This is a genomic window from Dokdonella sp., assembly GCF_019634845.1.
Lineage (GTDB): Bacteria > Pseudomonadota > Gammaproteobacteria > Xanthomonadales > Rhodanobacteraceae > Dokdonella_A.
Window position 1 is genome coordinate 301,927 of record NZ_JAHCAQ010000001.1, and the last position, 18,923, is coordinate 320,849.

The window sequence follows — 18,923 nt, forward strand, 5'->3', positions numbered from 1 at the left end:
TGGCGTCGCGGCATACAATCGGGCCGTGAGCGACACCGCGTTTCCTCCTTTCGACGGCAAGGCCTTCGTGCGCACCCTGACCGGTGCGCCGGGCGTGTATCGCATGTTCGATGCGCGTGGCGACCTGCTCTACGTCGGCAAGGCCGGCAACCTCGCCAGGCGGGTCGGCAGCTATTTCCTCAAGCCGAACATGGATCCGCGCATCGCCTCGATGGTGAGCCAGGTGGCGCGCATGGAGACCACCGTCACGCGCACCGAGGCCGAGGCGCTGCTGCTCGAGGCCCAGCTCATCAAGTCGCTGCGGCCGCGTTACAACATCGTGCTGCGCGACGACAAGAGCTATCCCTACATCCACCTCACCGGCCCCAGGAGCGGCGCGCAGGCACCGACCGCCGACGCCGCGCCGAGCGAGCGCTACCCGCGGCTGGAGTTCCATCGGGGTGCGCGCGACGGCGGGGGGCGCTACTTTGGCCCGTTCCCGAGCGCGGGCGCGGTGCGCGAGAGCCTGGACCTGATCCAGAAGCTGTTTCGCCTGCGCAACTGCGAGGACAGCTATTTCCGCAACCGTTCGCGGCCTTGCCTGCAGTACCAGATCGGTCGCTGCACGGCGCCGTGCGTGGGTTACGTCGACGCGGCAGCCTATGCCGAGCAGGTGCGCCATGCGCAGATGTTCCTCGACGGCAAGGCCGGTGCGGTGATGGACGAACTCGTTGCGCAGATGGAAGCGGCCAGCGCCGGCCTCGCGTTCGAGCGTGCCGCCGCGATCCGTGACCAGATCGCGGCGGTCAAGCGCGTGCAGGCGCATCACTATGTGCAGGGTGCGAGCACCGACATGGACGTGATCGCCTGTGCGCTCGACGGCGGTGTCGCCTGCGTCAGCGTGCTGTTCTTCCGCAACGGCATCAGCCTGGGCTCGCGCGATTTCTTCCCGCGTCTGGCCGGCTGCAGCGAGCCGGCGACGGTGCTGGGCTCGTTCCTCGCCCAGTATTACCTCGACCGGCCGCTGCCGCGCGAGCTCGTCGTGAGCGACGCGCCGGTGGACGGCGCGGCGCTGGTGGCGGCGCTGAGCGAGCGCTGTGGCCATGCCGTCGAGATCAAGTCGCGTGTGCGCAACGAGCGCGCGCGCTTCCTCGATCTCGCGCGCCGCAACGCACAGGCCGCGCTGGCGGCGCGCCTGGCCAGCAAGCAGACGCTGCTGGTGCGACTGGAGGCGCTGCGCGAGCTGCTCGGCATGGAGGAGACGCCGCAGCGCATCGAGTGTTTCGACATCAGCCACACGATGGGCGAGGCGACGGTGGCAGCGTGTGTCGTGTTCGGTGCCGACGGTGCCGACAAGTCGCAGTACCGGCGCTACAACATCACCGGCATCACGCCCGGCGACGACTACGCCGCCATGCACCAGGCCCTGCAGCGGCGCTACAAGCGCGTGCAGGCGGGCGAGGGCGTGCTGCCGGACCTGCTGCTCATCGATGGCGGAGCGGGCCAGGTGCGGCAGGCGGTCGACGTGCTCAACGAGCTCGGCGTCGAGGGCGTGCCGATCGTCGGCGTGGCCAAGGGCGCGGCGCGCCGCGCCGGCGACGAGACGCTGATCCTCGCCGACAGCGGACGCAGTGTGTTCCCGGGGCCCGAGTCGCCGGCCTCGCACCTGATCCAGGCGGTGCGTGACGAGGCGCATCGGTTCGCGATCGGCGGCCATCGCGGGCGACGCGAGAAGGCGCGCGAGACCAGCACGCTCGAGGAGATTCCCGGCATCGGGCCGCGCCGGCGCGCGGCGCTGCTGCGCCACTTCGGTGGCCTGGGCGGTTTGGCGCGGGCCGGCGTGGAGGAGCTCATGGAGGTGGCGGGTATCCGCCGCGAGCTGGCCGAGCGCATTTACGGCGCATTCCACGGATAATGCCCGGCGATGACGATCACGATCCCCACCATCCTGACGCTGTTCCGCATCGCGTTGCTGCCGGTCATGGTGGTCGTGTACTACCTGCCGTTCCGTGGCGCCAACATCGCCGCCGCGCTCGTGTTCGTGGCGGCCGCGGTCACCGACTGGGCCGATGGCTGGATCGCGCGGCGTTGGAACATGGGCTCGGCCTTCGGCGCCTTCCTCGATCCGGTTGCCGACAAGCTGATGGTGGCCGTGACGCTGTTCCTGCTCGTGCAGGACAATCCGACCCCGCTGCTCGCGATCACCAGCGCGGTCATCGTCGGGCGCGAGATCAGCATTTCGGCGTTGCGCGAATGGATGGCCGAGATCGGCCAGCGCGCCACGGTACGGGTGGCGATGATCGGCAAGGTCAAGACCGCGATGCAGATCGTCGCGATCGTCGTGTTGCTCTACCAGCACGATTCCGAAGAACTGCGCCTGTTTCGCGTCGGCGAATCGCTGCTGGTGCTCGCCGCCATCCTCACGATCTGGTCGGGCCTGCAATACGTGCTGGCCGCCTGGCCGATCCTGCGCGAGCAGAAATAGCGCGGCAGGCGAGGTGCCCGTCGGCGCCCGGATCGCCCTGCTGCGGCTCGGGTTGGTGCGGTGGGGTGTGCCCGGGGCCGGACTCGAACCGGCATGACCTTGCGGTCGAGGGATTTTAAGTCCCTTGCGTCTACCGATTTCGCCACCCGGGCGCGTGGCGCGCGCGGTGCGCGTCGGCGGGAGTTGCGGCTCCGTGGGGAGCGTTGGAGGCCTGGGTCGGAATCGAACCGGCGTACGCGGATTTGCAGTCCGCTGCATGACCACTCTGCCACCAGGCCGGTGACACTGCATCCTGCTGCCGCGCTGCTGCCGGTGACCCGTGGCGCCCGCTGCGCGGGGCCCGCGGATGACGCGTCGATGTAGCCGCAAGCGCTGCAAAAAACGAAACCCCGGCGCGCCGGGGTTTCATCACATGTCCTGGAGCGGGAAACGAGACTCGAACTCGCGACCCCGACCTTGGCAAGGTCGTGCTCTACCAACTGAGCTATTCCCGCGTGGGACGCGCATCATACGTTTTGGCGTGCGGGTGTCAACCCTTGCCGCCCGCGCGGCCGCCGGCGCCGGCTGCGCGGGGCGGCGGCAGGCGCATGACGATACCGGCAGTTGGCGCTACTCTGGCCGCTGCGGCAGCGGCAGCGGAGCATGCGGGTGGCAACCGGTTGGGCAGGTGATGGCGCGGTGCAGGACCAGATCGACGCGACGGTCGCCGACGCGGTGCAGCGTGCGCGCAGCCGCCTGCAGCAGGGGCCCAGTCTCAGCCACTGCGAAGAGTGTTCGGCGCCGATTCCGGCGGCGCGCCGCAAGGCGCTGCCGGGTGTGCGCCTGTGCGTACCCTGCCAGCAGGCACACGACGCGGACGCGGCGCGGTTCAGCCCCTACAACCGGCGTGGCAGCAAGGACAGCCAGTTGCGTTGATCGCTGCGCGTTCGCGCAGTGACCGCCGGTCCACGTATCCTTGGCGTTTTCCATCCTGCGCAGCGAGTCCCACGCCATGTCCGAAACGCCGCCCGATCGCCTCAGCGTCGATCCGCAGAGCCCGCACTACGATGAGGCCGTGCTCGCGCGTGGCGTCGGCATCCGCTTCAACGGCCAGGAGCGCACCAACATCGAGGAATACTGCGTGAGCGAAGGCTGGGTGCGGGTCGCCGCCGGTCGTGCGCGCGATCGGCGCGGGCGCCCGATGACGCTCAAGATCAAGGGCAACGTCGCGCCCTATTTTCAGGACAACCAGCCTGCGGACGACCCGCCCGCGGCCTGACCGGCCGCGCGCGACCGGCGCGCCAGCCACACCCGGTGTGGCGGCGTCCCAGCTTTCGTCATGGGGCGGCGCCGCGCTGGCCTGTTAGCATCGGACGGTTTTCGGTCACCGAGGGCTTCATCCGATGAATAGCAGACTGTGCGCGGCCATCGCGCTTGTTGTGTCGGCTCCCGTGTTCGCGCACGATCCGCCGCGTTTCGACCCGCAGCGCCTGTCCGAGGAGGTCAAGACGCTGTCGTCCGATGCCTTCGAGGGCCGCGGCCCAGCCACGCCGGCCGAGCAGCGCACGGTCGACTACGTCATCAAGCAGATGCAGGCCGCCGGCTTGCAGCCGGGCGGTGAACTCAAGGCCGGCAAGCGCACCTGGACCCAGCCGGTGCCGCTGTTGCGCGCCGACATCGTCGGTACGCCCAAGCTCGCGTTTGCCCACGACGGCAAGCCGCAGGTGCTCGAGCAGGGCAAGGACATCGCCGTGCGTGCGGCGCTGGACGGCTCCACCAAGGTCGCGATCGACAAGGTGCCGGTGGTGTTTGCCGGATACGGCGTCACTGCGCCCGAGCGCGACTGGAACGATTTCAAGGATCTGGACGTGCGCGGCAAGCTCGTGCTGGTGCTGATCAATGATCCCGACTTCGAGAGCGGTAGCGGCGACTTCGGCGGCAAGGCGATGACCTATTACGGCCGCTGGACCTACAAGTACGAAGAGGCCGCGCGGCGTGGTGCGGCCGGCTTGCTGGTGATCCACGAGACCGCGCCGGCCTCCTACGGCTGGGCCACGGTCAAGAACTCCAACACCAACACGATGTTCGACATCGTGCGCAAGCAGCCCAAGGCCAGCCACTCGCAACTGGAAGGCTGGATCCAGCGTGACGTGGCGGCGAACCTGCTCAAGCAGGCCGGGCTCGATTTCGACAGCCTCAAGCAGCAGGCGCGCACGCGCGACTTCAAGGCCGTGCAGCTCGATGGCGTGACCTTCTCCGCGCACTACAACGTGCGCAGCCAGGTGATCACCTCGCGCAACGTGGTCGGGCGCATCGAGGGCAGCAGCCATCCCGACGAAACCGTCATCTACAGCGCGCACTGGGATCATCTGGGTGTCGGTGCGCCCGACGCCAAGGGTGATCGCATCTACAACGGCGCAGTCGACAACGCCACCGGCACCGCGGCATTGATCGAGATGGGCCGCGCGTTCGCGCATGGGCCCAAGCCACAACGTTCGGTGGTGTTCCTCAATGTGACTGCCGAGGAGAAGGGCCTGCTGGGTTCGGAGTATTACGCCGCCAATCCGCTGTATCCGCTGGCGACCACGGTGGCGGTGCTCAACATGGATGCGCTCAGCCCGTTCGGGCCGGCGCGCAACTTCACCACGTCGGGCAACGCCGCGTCGGACCTGCTCGACAAGCTCGTGGCCGACGGCAAGGCGATGGGGCTGGTGTTCACGCCCGACCCGCATCTGGAAGCGGGCTACTTCTTCCGTTCCGATCATTTCCCGTTCGCCAAGCGCGGCGTGCCGGCGCTGTCGTTCGGTTCGGGCAACGACTGGGTCGATGGCGGGGTGGCCGCCGGCGAGGCCGAGCAGGCCGCCTACACCAGGGATCGCTACCACCAGCCGGCTGACGAATGGCAGGCGAACTGGCCGTTCACGGGTCTGGCGCAGGATCTGCAGCTGCTGTACCGGGTCGGCAGTGAGCTGGCCAATTCGCGCGACTGGCCCGGCTGGCCGCGCGATTCCGAGTTCAGGGCCGCGCGCGAGTCGAGTGCCGGACAGCGCCAGTGACCGTGTCCCGGCGCGGCGCTGCGGGCGCCGCGCCGGCGTTCATGCGTTCCTTTCCCGGCGCACGCCAGGCCGCCATGCGGTGACGCCGCCGGTCAGTCGAACCCGTTCTTGAAGATGAGGTCGGTACCCACGGGCACGATGCAGGCTGGCGTGTGCGCGGCGATGAGCCCGCTCAGCTGCGTGATCTGGACCGGGTGGAACTGCGCGACGTTGGCGCCGCAGGCCGCGCCATTGGGCGCGCTCATGTGGCAGTAGCTCATGACCGTGCCGTTGTGCGCGCCTGGTCCCGATACCGGGCAGCTCACGGCGCCGCCGTAGCAACCTATGCCCGATTCGCCCTTGTAGCACTGGTCGATCGTGTCGCTCGCGACCGGCGAGCTGCCATTGGTCGCGCTCGCGCAATGGGTGTGGGCGGCGCCGAAATTGTGGCCCAGTTCGTGGGCGACGAGATTCGCCGACGAATTCACCGGCACGGCCGGGTTCGTGAACACCTTGTTGACGCTGTAGCTGTAGGTGCTGTCGCAGTAGGCATCGAGCCAGGCGATGCCCGAGGCGCTGTAGCCGCCCGTCATCTGGCCTGAGAGCAGCATCGCGAACGCGCGTTGCACGCTGGCGTGGTGAGAGTGCCAGTAGCTGCCGAAACTGTTGAGGTCGGTCGTGTTGGCAGCCGCGTCGGCGGCGATCGTGTACGGCGTGCCGGTGGTACGGAACAGCGTCGTGCCCTGCAGCAGGGTGATGTTGAGGTCGCGCTCGTACATGATGTTCATGCTGCCGAACAGATCCGCGATCCAGTTGCTGGCGGCCGTCACGTTGGCCGCGGCCGTGCCGCCGAAGCGGTTGACCAGCAGCTCCTTGTCGACGTCCACCGCAACCGTGGCCGTGCGCGCCGCCGCCATCGTCGTGTCGGGTGTGAACGCAAACGGCAGCGTGGCACTGGCGGCGGCGGTGACGACTGCATCGTCGGTGCCGAGCGTGCGCAGGGTCACGCCGGCCGGCAAGGCTTCTTCGCTCGGCCGCACGATGAGGCGCAGTCGCGGCGCTTCGCCTTCGGCGCTGACCACGAAGCTGCCCGCCGCGGACGAACCCGAGCCGGCGATATCGCGCAGGCCCGGCGCGAAGGCCAGATGCACGCGCGTCTGGCCGTTCTCGTCGCTGCCGATGAGCTGGATGCGCGCGCTGCGCGGGACTTCGCGTTCGCCATCGGCGCCGCTGGTGAGCAGGCGCGCGCCCGGCGCGTAGACGTCGATGCGCTTGAACTGCAGGCGATGGCGGATGCCGGCGCCGTCGGGAAAGCCGTCGATGCCGAGGTGGCCGTCGACCGTCACCGAGTCGAGCGTGGCGAAGCCGGCCGGCGACAGCGAGTATTCGTGTGGAGCGGCCGCCAGCGTTCCGGCGTGGACGAGCAGAACGAGCGTGAGCAGGCTGCGCATGGATTCCCCCATCGTGGCTGTTGCCACGCCATTGTAGCGATGCGCTGCCACATCGGCAGCGCGCTCCATCACCGTCGCGGCGTGCTGGCGGCGGGCTGCGCGCCGTCGAGCAGCAGCAGTGGATCGAGCCGCACGCCGAACCAGTTGAGCCCCCAATGCACGTGGGGTCCGCTCGCACGGCCGGTGTGGCCTGCCGCGCCGAGCACCTCGCCCTGTTCGATGCGCTGGCCGACACGCACGTCGATGCGCGACAGGTGCAGGAAGTTCGAACTGACGCCGTGGCCATGGTCGAGCAGCACGGTGCCGCCGGTGAGATACAGGTCGGCATCGGCAAAGCTCACGATGCCGGCGGCAGGGGCCAGCACCGGCGTGCCTTCGGGCACGGCGATGTCCATGCCCGAATGCGGTGCCTTCGGTACATCCCTGCCATCGACCACGTAGATGCGCTGGTTGCCGAAGCGGCCGCTGATGCGGCCGTGCACGGGCCACTGGAAATCGGCGCGGTAGTCCTCGCGCGCATCGTCGCGCTCGCGTGCGGCGCTCACGCGTGCCTGTTCGCGCGCGATGCGGGCGGCGATCGCTGGCGGTGGCTCGACGCTGGCCGGAGGTACACCGACGACACGCTCGATCGGCCAGTCGCGTGGCGTGACCTCGATGTGCACCTGCTCGCGGTGGCCGTCGGCCGTGATCGTCTCCAGGCGGACCGGGCCGTGTTCGTCGCGACCGATGCCGAACACGACCGCGCCATCGGGGGCGACCCGCAGCGCTTGCCCGGCCAGGTACACGCGCGTGCGCGGCGTGACCTGCGCGCGCACGAGCGAACCCTGCGCCGCGCTGGCCGGGAACGGCGCGCCGGCGCTGGCCGCTGGTGCGAGCAGTGTCGTGCCGAGCACGGCCAGCAGTGCGCAGCGCGCGCGCAGGCCCGCTGCATGGCGCACTGCGCGCGGCACCGGTTGGCGCAGGGCGCGCGTGATCATCGGGCGAAGCCCAGTCGTTGCCCGCGCACGCGATCATCGACGTGCGCGCCATCCCAGACCTGCATGCCGTTGACGAAGGTGGCGGCGATGCTGGAGCGGAACGTGTAGCCCTCGAATGGCGTCCAGCCGCATTTGGACAGCACGTCGCGGGCCGTGACCGTGTGCGGCCGTTGCGGGTCGACCAGTACGAGATCGGCGTGACAGCCTTCGCGCAGCCAGCCGCGTTCGTGCACGTCGAACAGCGTGGCGGGGGCATGGCACACCGCCTCGACCACGCGCTCGAGGGTGAGCACGCCATCGAACACGCGCTCGAGCGCGCACTGCAGCGCGAACTGCACCAGCGGCAGGCCCGATGGCGCCCGCGCGTACTGCGCCGATTTCTCGGTCACCAGGTGCGGTGCGTGGTCGGTGGCGAGCACGTCGATGCGACCCTCGGCCAGCGCGCGCGTGATCGCGGCGCGATCGGCGGCGTCCTTGATCGCCGGGTTGCACTTGATGAGGCTGCCGAGCCGCGCGTAGTCGTCGCTGCAGTAGTGCAGGAAATGGACACAGGTTTCAGCCGTGATGCGCTTGCCGCGCAGCGGCCCCGGATCGAACAGGGCGCACTCGTCGGCGGTGGAAATGTGCAGCACGTGCAGGCGCGTGCCATGCCGGCGTGCCAACTCGATCGCGAGCCGGGTCGACTTGAGGCAGGCCTCGCGCGAGCGGATCAACGGATGCTGCGCGATCGGGATGTCCTCGCCGTAGCGCTCGCGGGCCGCGGCTTCGTTGGCGAGGATGATCGGCGTGTCCTCGCAGTGGGTGATGATCGGCGTCGGCGCGTCGCGGAAGATGCCGTCGAGCGTGGCTGGATCATCGACCAGCATGTTGCCGGTGGAGGCGCCCATGAACACCTTGATGCCGGGTGCGGCGCGTGGGTCGAGGCGACGGATCTGGTCGAGGTTGTCGTTGCTGGCGCCGAGGTAGAACGCGTAGTTGACGCGCGCCACTTCGGCGGCGCGTGCGTACTTGGCTTCGAGCGCGGCGTGGTCGGTGGCAGGCGGTCGCGTGTTGGGCATCTCCATGAAACTGGTGATGCCGCCGGCGGCGCAGGCACGCGATTCGCTCTCGATGTCGGCCTTGTGGGTGAGTCCGGGTTCGCGGAAGTGCACCTGGTCGTCGATCATGCCGGGCAGCAGCCAGCGACCGCGTGCATCGAGCACCCGCTCGCCCGGCTGCGCCGCAAGGCTGGCGCCGATCTGGTCGATGCGCCCATTGCGGATGCGCAGATCGCCGTGCCAGCGACGCCCGTCGCTGACCAGTTCGGCGTTGGTGATGAGCCAGTGGCTGTCGAGGTCAGTCATGCGGATGCTCGTGTGGATGGGGAAGGGGGCGCGGAAAGCAGCGGAAGGTCGTCGGCACCGGGTCGTGGCCGCCACGACACAGCGGTTGGCAGCGCACGATACGCCAGCTCGCCAGCCACAGCCCGCGCGCCGTGCCGAAGCGTGCGAGCGCGACGCGCGCGTAGTCCGAGCAACTCGGGTGGAAGCGACAGCGTGGCCCGAGCAGCGGGCTGACCACGCGCTTGTACGCGCGCAGCAGGTGGATGAGCAGGCGGGACATCTCGCGAGGTGACGGCGGTCCTGGGCGGGGCGCGAATTTGCGCGGCGATCGGGCACGATTGCCGCGGTTGCCGGGGGTCGACACTTAGGCTATAACACGCGACCGCTCGGCTCACAAGGCGAACACCGGACATGGCGACAAGCAAGGCGAAAGGCAAGGCGAAAGCACCCGCGCCGCGCAAGGCGGCGAAGGCGACCAAACCGACCGTGGCCAAGAAGGCCGCCGGCAACAAGCCTGCTGCAAAAAAGCCTGCCGCAAAGAAGCCTGCCAAGCCGCTGGCACGCCAGCCTGCCAGCCGCGCGCCGGCGAAGGCGGCGGCTGCGAAGCAGGCCGTGGCGAAGAAGGTCGCGGCGAAGAAGCCCGCGGCGAAGAAGCCCGTGGCGAAGAAGGTCGCACCTGCCCGGCCCGTGGCGCGCAAGGCTGCGCCGGCCAAGGCACCGCCGCGCGCCGCGAAGTCGCCGGCGGCACCAGCCAAGCCCCCCGTGGTGACCAGGCCCAAGGCCGCTGCCACTCCATCAACGAACAAGGTCGCCGCGCCCGTCGCGGCGCCGAGCAAGTCATCCGTGAAAGAAAGCAAGTCCAATCCGAATGAAGGTGTCACGGCACGCGCCGTGAAGCGATCCGTGGATGCCGATCTCGGCATCACGCTGCAGGATGGCCGCTACGCGCTGCCGGCCACGACGACCATCCCGTTGCCGAAGGGCTACCGGCCCGGTCCCAAGGAAGAGTACATGGGGCCTCCGCATCTGCAGTATTTCCGCAACAAGCTCAGCGACTGGCGCGAGAGTCTGGTCGAGGAAAGCCGCCAGACCATCGAGAGCCTGCGCGACGAAGTGCGTGATGTCGGCGACGAGGCCGAGCGCGCCACGCGCGAGACCGAGAACTCGCTCGAACTGCGCACGCGCGACCGCTACCGCAAGCTCATCGCCAAGATCGACAAGGCGCTCAAGCGCATCGAGGAAGGCCGCTACGGCTTCTGCGAAGAGACCGACGAGGAGATCGGCATCGAGCGCCTCGAGGCGCGTCCGATCGCCACGCTCAGTCTCGATGCGCAGGAACGCTGGGAACATCGCCAGAAACAGATGGGCGACTGAGTGGCGGGCTGGCAACCGGGAGCGGGGCATGGGGTGGCGGGATGGCCGTGGTCGGCCCCGCAGCGTCACTCGCCCATGATGTCGATGCGCCCGCCCGCGCCGTTGCCCCCGAGCTGTTCCGCTCCCCCGTTGCCATGATGGGCGCCACACGCTACTTCGGTACCGACGGCATTCGTGGCCGCGTCGGCGAATGGCCGATCACGGCCGATTTCATGCTGCGCCTTGGGCGTGCGGTCGGCAGCGTGCTGGCGGCGCGGGGCGGCGCGGTCAACGTCGTTATCGGCAAGGACACGCGCATCTCGGGCTACATGTTCGAGTCGGCGCTCGAGGCCGGCCTCGTTGCCGCCGGCGCCGGCGTGAGCCTGCTGGGACCGATGCCGACGCCAGCCGTGGCGTATTTCACGCGCTCGCTGCGGGCCAGTGCCGGCATCGTCATCAGCGCCTCGCACAACAGCCACCACGACAACGGCATCAAGTTCTTTTCCGGCGAGGGCGAGAAGCTCGATGACGCGCTGGAGGCGGCCATCGAGGCCGAACTCGAGGCGCCATTCAGCACCGTGGCCTCGGCTTCGATCGGCAAGGTCGTGCGCGTGCGCGATGCGGTGGTGCGCTATGTCGAGTTCTGCAAGTCGACCGTGCCGGCCGCGCTCAACCTGCGCGGACTGTCGATCGTGCTCGATTGCGCGCATGGCGCCACCTACCAGGTCGCGCCGACCGTATTCGGCGAGCTGGGCGCGCGCGTGGACGCGATCGGCATCGCGCCCGACGGCCTCAACATCAACCGCGAGGTCGGCTCGACCCATCCGCAGGCGTTGATGCAGGCAGTGCTCGAACGCGGCGCCGACGTCGGCATCGGCTTCGATGGCGACGGCGACCGCGTGGTCATGGTCGATCGCCATGGCGCGCTCGTCGACGGCGATCAATTGCTGTACGTGCTCGCGCGCGACTGGCACGCGAGCGGTCGTTTGCGCGGTCCGCTGGTCGGCACGCTGATGAGCAATTACGGTCTCGAGCGCGCGATGGCCGGGCTCGGCGTACCGTTCCTGCGTGCCAATGTCGGCGATCGCTACGTGCTGCAGATGCTCAAGCAACATGGCGGCGTGCTCGGTGGCGAAACCTCGGGGCACATCCTCACGCTCGATCGCACCACCAGCGGCGATGCGATCATCGCCGCGTTGCAGGTGCTCGATGCGTTGCAGCGCGCGCAGCAACCGCTCGACGCGGCCGTCGCCGGCATGAGCAAGGTCGCCCAGCACACCGAGAACGTCGCCGTCGCGGGTGATGCCCGCGCCGTGGTCGCCGCAACGTCCGTGCGCACGGTCCGCGAGCGCATCGAGGCCGAGCTGGTGGGGCGCGGCCGCGTGGTGCTGCGGCCATCGGGCACCGAGCCCTTGGTGCGTGTCACGATCGAGGCCGAGGATGAGGTCATCGTGCGGCGTTACGCGCGCGAACTCGCGCAAGTCGTAGAATCGGTGGCCTCGCAGCGACACGGGTGAGCGCCGATGAGCGCCGCAGTCCCCAGTCCCGACATCCCCCGCTGCGCCGGTGATCGCGCGCGCTTCGTCGCCGCCGCATTGCGGCGGCCGCTCTGAATGTTGGTGCGCCGATGAACCTGCCCGACGCCAGGCGCGGCTGGCTGGCGCGGCATGGCGGCTGGTGGGCGCCGCTGCTGATCACGCTCACGCTCGTCGCGGTCGGTTGGCCGGGGCTCGATGGCGATTGGGGCCGCGACGACTACTTCCAGCTCGCGCTGGCGCGCATGATCGGTTCGCCATGGCCGCTGTTCGGCAGCGATCACTACCCGGTGCCGGGTTCGGTGTTCCGCCCGCTCGGGTTTGCCTCGATGTGGCTCGACACCTGGTTGTTCGGCGGTGCCTATCGTGGCCATGCCGCCTGCGACCTGGCGCTGCATGTGGGCGTGGCGCTCGCGCTGTTCGGCCTGTTGCGCCGGGCTGGCGTCGATCGGCCGGCCGCGGTGTTGGCGACGCTCGTGTTTGCGCTGCATCCGGTGGCACTGGGCCCGGCACAGTGGTGGTCGGCGCGGTTCGACGTTCTCGCCGCTGCGTGCATCCTGGGTGCCCTGCAGGCGGGATTGGCCTGGTGTGTACGGCCGCGCGGGACGAGCCTGCTGCTGGCGCTGCTGGCCGCATTCGCGGCCATGGCGAGCAAGGAAATCGGACTCATCGCGCCGGCGCTGCTCGCGCTGCTGTGGCTGCACTGCGCCTGGCGCGAGCCGGCGCAGCGCGTGCGTGCGCTGTGGGCGGCGGCCGCTGCCGGCCTGTGCGCCGCGTTGTTCCTGCTGTGGCGCTGGCGCGTGCTCGGCACGGTCGGCAGTGGCCTGCTCGGCGGACGCGCGCTCGTCGATGCCCTCGCTGGCGGGATCGGCGTGTGGCTGCACGAGGCACCGGGCTATTTCTCGTTCGCGGCGCGGCTGGCGTCGTGGCAACGCGTGCTGCTGGCACTGGCACTGTTCGGCCTCGCCGCCACGTGCGGGCTGCTGGCGTGGCGACGGCGCGGCTCGCCCACGGCGATCGGGCGGGCGGTCCCGGCCGCGCGTTTCGCCTTGCTGTGCTGTGGCCTCGGTCTGCTGCTGCTGCCGGCCGTGCTGCAGGCGCCGGTCGCGATGCTCAATGGCGCTCCGCTGCGCGCCGACGATTCGGCAGTGGAGGCGGCGATGCAGTCGCGGCTGTATTACCTCGGCATGGCCGGTCTTGCGGTGCTGCTCGGCGCACTGTTGGCGGCCTGCCGGGGGCGCCTGCGCCATCTCGCCGGCGCCGCCACGCTGCTCGCGCTGGTGGCGCTTGGCAGTGCCGGCCAGCGCGCGGTGCGCGAGTTCGCCCAACGCTCGGTCGACAACGCGCGCAGCGCCCACGCCGCGGTCGCGGCCGTCGCGGCGCTGCCGTTGGTCACCACGCCGTGCCGCATCGTGTTCGTGGGCGCGCCGCAGCCAGCAGAATGGGGGGGATTCGTGTCGATGGATGGCATCGTCAAGGCGTTGGCGGCCGATCGGGCGGCCATTGCGCGGTGCTGGATCTTCGAGGATGGCCGGCCGACCTGGTTCCATCTGCAGGACGCCACGGCGCGTCCGGCCGATGCGCTGCCGTGGACGCCGCTCGTGGTCGATGGCCAGGCCGTGCCGTGGCCGCGCGTAGGCGATCTGCGCTATGCCTACCTGTCGCCGCCGCCGCGGTTCGACCTGCGCACGCTCGTCGGCACGCACTTCCTGCGCTGGCGGGATGGTCGTTTCGAGGACATCGGCGTCGAGGTCGCGGCCGGTCGTGTGCAGGTGCAGCCGTGGCACGCCGAACCGACGCGGCATAATTGAACGCCCGATCCTTGCCCGACCTGCCGATGGACGCCACCCCCGACTGCCATGATTCGATCCGCGCCGTGCTCTGGCAGGACGACCATCTGCGCCTGCTCGACCAGCGCCTGTTGCCCGCCCGGGAGCGCTACCTCGACTGTCGTGACAGCGGCGAGGTCGCGCAGGCGATCCGTGACCTCGCCGTGCGCGGGGCGCCGGCGATCGGCATCGCCGCGGCCTGGGGCGTCGTGCTCGCGGCGCAGCGTGACCCGGCCACGCTCGACGCTGCGCTGGCGCAGCTGCGCGCGGCGCGGCCGACCGCGGTCAACCTCATGTGGGCGCTCGATCGCATGCGGCGCGTGATCGAAGCGGTGCGCGGCAGTGACGGATCCGTGGCTGGGGCGCGCGCGGAGTTGCCGCGCGTTCTCGCGCGCGAGGCGCGCGCGATCCAGGACGAGGATCTGGCGGCCAACCGGCGCATGGGTGAGCTCGGCGCGGCCTTGATCGCGCCGGGCAGCGGCGTGCTGACCCATTGCAATACGGGTTCGCTCGCCACCGCCGGTTACGGCACCGCACTGGGCGTGATTCGCGCCGGTGTCAGCAGCGGGCGCATCGCGCGCGTGTTTGCCGGCGAGACACGCCCGTGGCTGCAGGGCGCGCGGCTGACGATGTGGGAGCTCACCCGCGATGGCATCGATGCGACGCTGATCGCCGATTCCGCTGCGGCGCACCTGATGCGTACCGGGCAGGTGCAATGGGTGATCGTCGGTGCCGACCGCATCGCGGCCAACGGCGACACCGCCAACAAGATCGGCACCTATCAGCTTGCGATCGCGGCGCGGCACCACGGTGTTCGCTTGATGGTGGTGGCGCCATCCTCGACCATCGACCTGGCCACCGCCAGTGGCGCCGACATCGACATCGAGCTGCGCAGCGGCGACGAGTTGCTGGGCTATGGCGGCACGCGCACGGTGGTGGCGGGTGCCCGCGCGTGGAATCCCGTGTTCGACGTGACCCCGCATGCGCTCATCGACGCGCTGGTGAGCGAACGCGGTGTCGTCGAGCGGCCCGACGTGGCGCGCATGGCCGCCCTGTTCGGCGCGCGCTAGGTACGCCCGATGTCGCTGCGCCGACAGCTCGGCCTGTTCGCGCTGAGCGGCGTGCTCGGCTTCGTCATCGACGCCGGCATCGTGCAGATGCTCGTGCGCGAATTGGCGATGAACCCGTATCTGGCGCGCCTGTTTTCGTTCCTTGCCGCCGCCAGCAGCACCTGGCTGTTCAACCGTCGCTACACGTTCGCTGGCCAGGGCGGCGGCAGCAAGCGCCGCCAGTGGCTGCGCTACGTGATCGCGATGGCCGGCGGCTTCGCACTCAACTACGGCGCCTATGCGCTGTGCGTGGCGAGCTGGCCGCTGGTGCGGCAGTGGCCGGCGATCGGCGTGGCAGCGGGGTCGGTGGCCGGCGCGCTGGTCAATTTCCTGAGCTCCAAATACTGGATCTTCCGCCCGCCGGCGCAGGCGGCGGCGGTGGTCGAGGGCGACCACGCGCAATAGCGTGCGGACACGCCTGCAAAGGCGGAAAAAGCGGGCAAAATTCGCCCGTCCGCGACGCGCCGTGTGCTAGAATCGCGCGTTGTTTCCCGGCGCGTCGGAAGACTGCCGCAAGGCGTATTCCGGCCCCGGCCGAAACCGCCGTTCGCGTTGTGACAGCGGCGATCTTGCGCCACGTCGCGCCCCACCATGGACTTCGAGGTTGCCGATGGCTGAGACGGCCAGAGAGATCATTCGCGTCAATATCGAGGACGAGGTCAGGAAGAGCTATCTCGACTACGCGATGAGCGTGATCGTCGGACGTGCGCTGCCCGACGTGCGTGATGGTCTCAAGCCCGTGCATCGTCGCGTGCTGTACGCGATGCAGGAGCTCAACAACGTCTGGAACCGCCCCTACGTCAAGTGCGCGCGCGTGGTCGGTGACGTCATCGGCAAATACCACCCGCACGGCGATTCGGCGGTGTACTACGCGCTGGTGCGCATGGCGCAGGAGTTCTCGCTGCGCTACCCGCTGATCGACGGCCAAGGCAACTTCGGCTCGGTCGATGGCGACAATGCCGCGGCGATGCGCTACACCGAGTGCCGCCTCGACCGGCTGTCGTCCGAACTGCTGGCCGATCTCGACAAGGAAACCGTCGATTTCGTGCCCAACTACGACGAGAAGGAGCTCGAGCCGGCAGTCCTGCCCACGCGCATTCCCAACCTGCTCGTCAACGGCTCGGCCGGTATCGCGGTCGGCATGGCGACCAACATCCCGCCGCACAACCTCAGCGAAGTGCTGGCCGCCTGCATCGCCGTGATCGACGATCCCGAGCTCGGTTTCGACGAGCTCATGCAACTGGTGCCGGGCCCCGACTTCCCGACCGCCGGCATCATCAACGGCGCGGCCGGCATCATCGAGGCCTACAAGACCGGGCGCGGCCGCATCCTCGTGCGCGCCAAGGCCGACATCGAAACCCATGACAACGGCCGCGAGTCGATCGTCGTCACCGAGATTCCCTACCAGGTCAACAAGGCGCGGCTGATCGAGAAGATCGCCGAACTGGTCAAGGAGAAGAAGCTCGAAGGCATTTCCGAGCTGCGTGACGAATCGGACAAGGACGGCATGCGCATCGTCATCGACGTGCGCAAGGACACGCTGGCCGACGTGCTGCTCAACAACCTGTTCCAGCAGACCCAGTTGCAGGTCACGTTCGGCATCAACATGGTGGCGCTCGTCGATGGCCAGCCGCGCACGCTGGGCTTGCGCGAGATCCTCGATGCCTTCATCCGCCACCGCCGCGAAGTCGTCACGCGGCGTACGATTTTCGAACTGCGCAAGGCGCGCGCACGCGCCCACATCGTCGAGGGCCTGACCGTTGCGCTGGCCAACATCGATGCGATGGTCGAGCTGATCAAGACCTCGCCCTCGCCCGAGGTGGCGCGCGAACGCATGCTGGCGCGGCGCTGGGAGCCGGGCATGGTCGGCGCCTTGCTGGCGGCAGCCGGCGCCGATGCCTCGCGGCCCGAGGATCTCGATCCGCTGGTTGGCCTCAAGGCCGACGGCTACCAGTTGTCCGAGCTGCAGGCCAAGGAAATCCTCGAAATGCGCCTGGCGCGCCTGACCGGCCTCGAGCAGGAGAAGCTCAGCGATGAGTACCGCGAGCTGCTCACCACGATCGGCGCGCTGATCGAGATCCTCGAACAGCCCGATGTCTTGCTCAAGCTCATCCGCGATGAGCTGGCCGCGCTCAAGGAACAGTACGGCGATGGGCGCCGCACGCAGATCCAGGCCAGCCAGGAAGATCTCGACATCCTCGACCTGATCGCGCCCGAGGATGTGGTGGTGACGCTGTCGCACACCGGCTACGCCAAGCGCCAGCCGGTCAGCCTGTACCGCGCGCAGCGACGCGGCGGCAAGGGCCGCTCGGCCACCAACATGAAGGAAGAGGACTTCATCGAGCGGCTGTGGATCGCCAATACCCACGACACCCTGCTGGTGTTCACGAGTGCGGGGCGGGTGTACTGGCTCAAGGTGTTCAAGCTGCCCGATGCCGGCCCCAACACGCGCGGCAAGCCGATCGTCAATCTGCTGCCGCTGGTGGAGGGCGAAAAGGTGCAGGCGATCCAGGCCGTGCGCGAATACGACGCGAATCACTTCGTGCTGTTCGCCACGCGCAACGGCACGGTCAAGAAGACGCCGCTGACCGAGTTCGAGTTCCAGTTGCAGCGCGGCAAGATCGCGATCAACCTCGACGAAGGCGATGCACTGGTCGACGTCGAACTGACCGACGGCAGCCGCGACATCATGCTGTTTGCGTCCAATGGCCGCGCGGTGCGCTTTGCCGAGGACGAAGTGCGGGCGATGGGGCGCAGCGCCGGCGGCGTGCGCGGCATCCGCCTCGCGGCCGGTGCGCAGGTGGTGTCGCTGCTCGTGGTCGAGCATGCAGCCGAGCAGGGCGGTGACGAAGACGATGTGCCCGACAGCGAGGAGGCGACCGTCGCCAGCGAGCCGTGCGTGCTCAGCGCCACCGAACGCGGCTATGGCAAGCGCACGCCGCTGTCGCGTTACCCGCGCAAGGGACGTGGCATCCAGGGCGTGATCGGCATCCAGTGTTCCGAGCGCAATGGCGGCCTCGTCGGCGCCGTGCTGCTCGATGCCGCGCACGAGGTGATGCTGATCTCCAACCAGGGCACGCTGGTGCGCACGCGCGCGGCGGAGATCGCCTGCGTCGGGCGCAACACGCAGGGCGTCAAGCTCATCAGCCTGCCTGACGACGAGGCGCTGGCCGGCGTGGTCAAGGTCGAGGGTCTCAACGGCAACGGTGATGAGGACGAGGCCGCCGAGGCCGGCCCGGCCGGCGACGACGCGGCAGCGCCATGATCGAAGGCCGCGTCGCCACGACATGGCGACGCGGCCGCGGTGCGGCCAGGTTCGGCTGCCGCTGGCAGGCTTGAATCGCGGCGCCGTTTCCCCCATCTGAGGGCCATCGCGGCCGCTGGTGCCGCTTCCGACAGTGGAGGATCTCATGGCGATCACCCGTTACAACCCATGGTCGACCCCGAACAACCTGCAGTCCGAACTGATGGGCGTTTTCGACCGTTTCCTCGGCAATGACGACACCGACCAGTCCAACGTGGTGACGAGCCAGTGGACGCCGCGCGTCGACATCAAGGAAGAGGACAAGCGTTTCGTGATCCTGGCCGATATCCCCGGCGTGGATCCGAAGGACATCGAGGTGCACATGGACAAGGGCATCCTCTCGCTCAAGGGCGAGCGCAGTTCCGAGAACAAGGAAAGCCACGGCAAGTTCACGCGCGTGGAACGCATGCACGGCACGTTCTATCGTCGCTTCGCGCTGCCCGACAGTGCCGATGCGGATGGCATCAGCGCGGCCGGTCGCAACGGCGTACTCGAGATCTCGATTCCGAAGAAGCCCGAGACCACGCCGCGGCGCATCGAGATCAGGGCCTGACGGCCACCGGCC

General features: G+C 69.1%; 16 protein-coding genes and 3 tRNA genes. 12 read left to right on the forward strand and 7 right to left on the reverse strand.

Annotation, left to right across the window (positions count from 1 at the left end; translation table 11 throughout):
- Positions 1 to 25 precede the first annotated feature (25 nt).
- Positions 26 to 1,894 carry an excinuclease ABC subunit UvrC gene (gene uvrC, locus KF903_RS01325; RefSeq protein WP_291209988.1) on the forward strand — a complete coding sequence of 623 codons (1,869 nt, stop codon included), beginning with the start codon at positions 26 to 28 and terminating at the stop codon, positions 1,892 to 1,894.
- Between the two features lie 9 nt (positions 1,895 to 1,903).
- Positions 1,904 to 2,464: a CDP-diacylglycerol--glycerol-3-phosphate 3-phosphatidyltransferase gene (pgsA, locus tag KF903_RS01330; RefSeq protein WP_291209989.1), complete on the forward strand. Its 561-nt coding sequence runs from the start codon at positions 1,904 to 1,906 to the stop codon at positions 2,462 to 2,464.
- A 68-nt stretch (positions 2,465 to 2,532) separates the two neighbouring features.
- Here the strand turns inward: pgsA and KF903_RS01335 are convergent.
- From KF903_RS01335 to KF903_RS01345, 3 genes are all read right to left on the reverse strand, one after another.
- Positions 2,533 to 2,616, reverse strand: a tRNA-Leu gene (locus tag KF903_RS01335).
- Between the two features lie 52 nt (positions 2,617 to 2,668).
- Positions 2,669 to 2,742, reverse strand: a tRNA-Cys gene (locus KF903_RS01340).
- Positions 2,743 to 2,882: 140 nt separating this feature from the next.
- A tRNA-Gly gene (locus tag KF903_RS01345) sits at positions 2,883 to 2,958 on the reverse strand.
- A 154-nt stretch (positions 2,959 to 3,112) separates the two neighbouring features.
- Between KF903_RS01345 and KF903_RS01350 the strand changes: the two genes are divergently transcribed.
- The 3 genes from KF903_RS01350 to KF903_RS01360 all read left to right on the forward strand — a co-directional run bounded on the left by KF903_RS01350 (position 3,113) and on the right by KF903_RS01360 (position 5,499).
- Positions 3,113 to 3,379, forward strand: coding sequence for a DksA/TraR family C4-type zinc finger protein (locus KF903_RS01350; protein WP_291209990.1), 267 nt, complete (start codon positions 3,113 to 3,115; stop codon positions 3,377 to 3,379).
- A 76-nt stretch (positions 3,380 to 3,455) separates the two neighbouring features.
- Complete coding sequence (locus tag KF903_RS01355) at positions 3,456 to 3,722, forward strand: DUF3297 family protein (protein WP_291209991.1); 267 nt, start codon at positions 3,456 to 3,458, stop codon at positions 3,720 to 3,722.
- 124 nt (positions 3,723 to 3,846) lie between these two features.
- Positions 3,847 to 5,499 carry a M28 family metallopeptidase gene (locus KF903_RS01360; protein WP_291209992.1) on the forward strand — a complete coding sequence of 551 codons (1,653 nt, stop codon included), beginning with the start codon at positions 3,847 to 3,849 and terminating at the stop codon, positions 5,497 to 5,499.
- A 92-nt stretch (positions 5,500 to 5,591) separates the two neighbouring features.
- Here the strand turns inward: KF903_RS01360 and KF903_RS01365 are convergent, their stop codons facing one another.
- From KF903_RS01365 to yidD, 4 genes are all read right to left on the reverse strand, one after another.
- Positions 5,592 to 6,929, reverse strand: a complete 1,338-nt coding sequence (locus KF903_RS01365) for a M12 family metallo-peptidase (RefSeq protein ID WP_291209993.1) — start codon at positions 6,927 to 6,929, stop codon at positions 5,592 to 5,594.
- 68 nt (positions 6,930 to 6,997) lie between these two features.
- Positions 6,998 to 7,906, reverse strand: coding sequence for a M23 family metallopeptidase (locus KF903_RS01370; protein WP_291209994.1), 909 nt, complete (start codon positions 7,904 to 7,906; stop codon positions 6,998 to 7,000).
- The gene (locus KF903_RS01375) at positions 7,903 to 9,249 is read right to left on the reverse strand and encodes a dihydroorotase (RefSeq protein ID WP_291209996.1); all 1,347 of its coding nucleotides are present in this window, start codon (positions 9,247 to 9,249) and stop codon (positions 7,903 to 7,905) included. Before KF903_RS01375 ends, KF903_RS01370 begins: the two co-directional genes overlap by 4 nt.
- Positions 9,242 to 9,508: a membrane protein insertion efficiency factor YidD gene (gene yidD, locus KF903_RS01380; protein WP_291209998.1), complete on the reverse strand. Its 267-nt coding sequence runs from the start codon at positions 9,506 to 9,508 to the stop codon at positions 9,242 to 9,244. Before yidD ends, KF903_RS01375 begins: the two co-directional genes overlap by 8 nt.
- Positions 9,509 to 10,119: 611 nt before the next feature.
- On the opposite strand from yidD, the gene dksA reads away from it, so the two are divergent.
- The 7 genes from dksA to KF903_RS01415 all read left to right on the forward strand — a co-directional run bounded on the left by dksA (position 10,120) and on the right by KF903_RS01415 (position 18,911).
- The gene (gene dksA / locus KF903_RS01385) at positions 10,120 to 10,602 is read left to right on the forward strand and encodes an RNA polymerase-binding protein DksA (RefSeq protein ID WP_291210000.1); all 483 of its coding nucleotides are present in this window, start codon (positions 10,120 to 10,122) and stop codon (positions 10,600 to 10,602) included.
- A gap of 137 nt (positions 10,603 to 10,739) precedes the next feature.
- The gene (gene glmM, locus KF903_RS01390; protein WP_291210043.1) at positions 10,740 to 12,098 is read left to right on the forward strand and encodes a phosphoglucosamine mutase; all 1,359 of its coding nucleotides are present in this window, start codon (positions 10,740 to 10,742) and stop codon (positions 12,096 to 12,098) included.
- 110 nt (positions 12,099 to 12,208) lie between these two features.
- Positions 12,209 to 13,927: a hypothetical protein gene (locus KF903_RS01395; protein WP_291210002.1), complete on the forward strand. Its 1,719-nt coding sequence runs from the start codon at positions 12,209 to 12,211 to the stop codon at positions 13,925 to 13,927.
- Positions 13,928 to 13,953: 26 nt separating this feature from the next.
- On the forward strand, positions 13,954 to 15,015 hold the full coding sequence (mtnA, locus tag KF903_RS01400; RefSeq protein WP_291210004.1) for an S-methyl-5-thioribose-1-phosphate isomerase: 1,062 nt from the start codon (positions 13,954 to 13,956) through the stop codon (positions 15,013 to 15,015).
- Between the two features lie 9 nt (positions 15,016 to 15,024).
- Entirely contained in the window at positions 15,025 to 15,459 is a 435-nt protein-coding gene (locus KF903_RS01405) for a GtrA family protein (RefSeq protein WP_291210006.1), read from the forward strand.
- Between the two features lie 205 nt (positions 15,460 to 15,664).
- Complete coding sequence (gyrA, locus tag KF903_RS01410) at positions 15,665 to 18,319, forward strand: DNA gyrase subunit A (RefSeq protein WP_291210008.1); 2,655 nt, start codon at positions 15,665 to 15,667, stop codon at positions 18,317 to 18,319.
- Between the two features lie 145 nt (positions 18,320 to 18,464).
- Complete coding sequence (locus KF903_RS01415; protein WP_291210010.1) at positions 18,465 to 18,911, forward strand: Hsp20/alpha crystallin family protein; 447 nt, start codon at positions 18,465 to 18,467, stop codon at positions 18,909 to 18,911.
- The last annotated feature ends 12 nt before the right edge of the window (positions 18,912 to 18,923 follow it).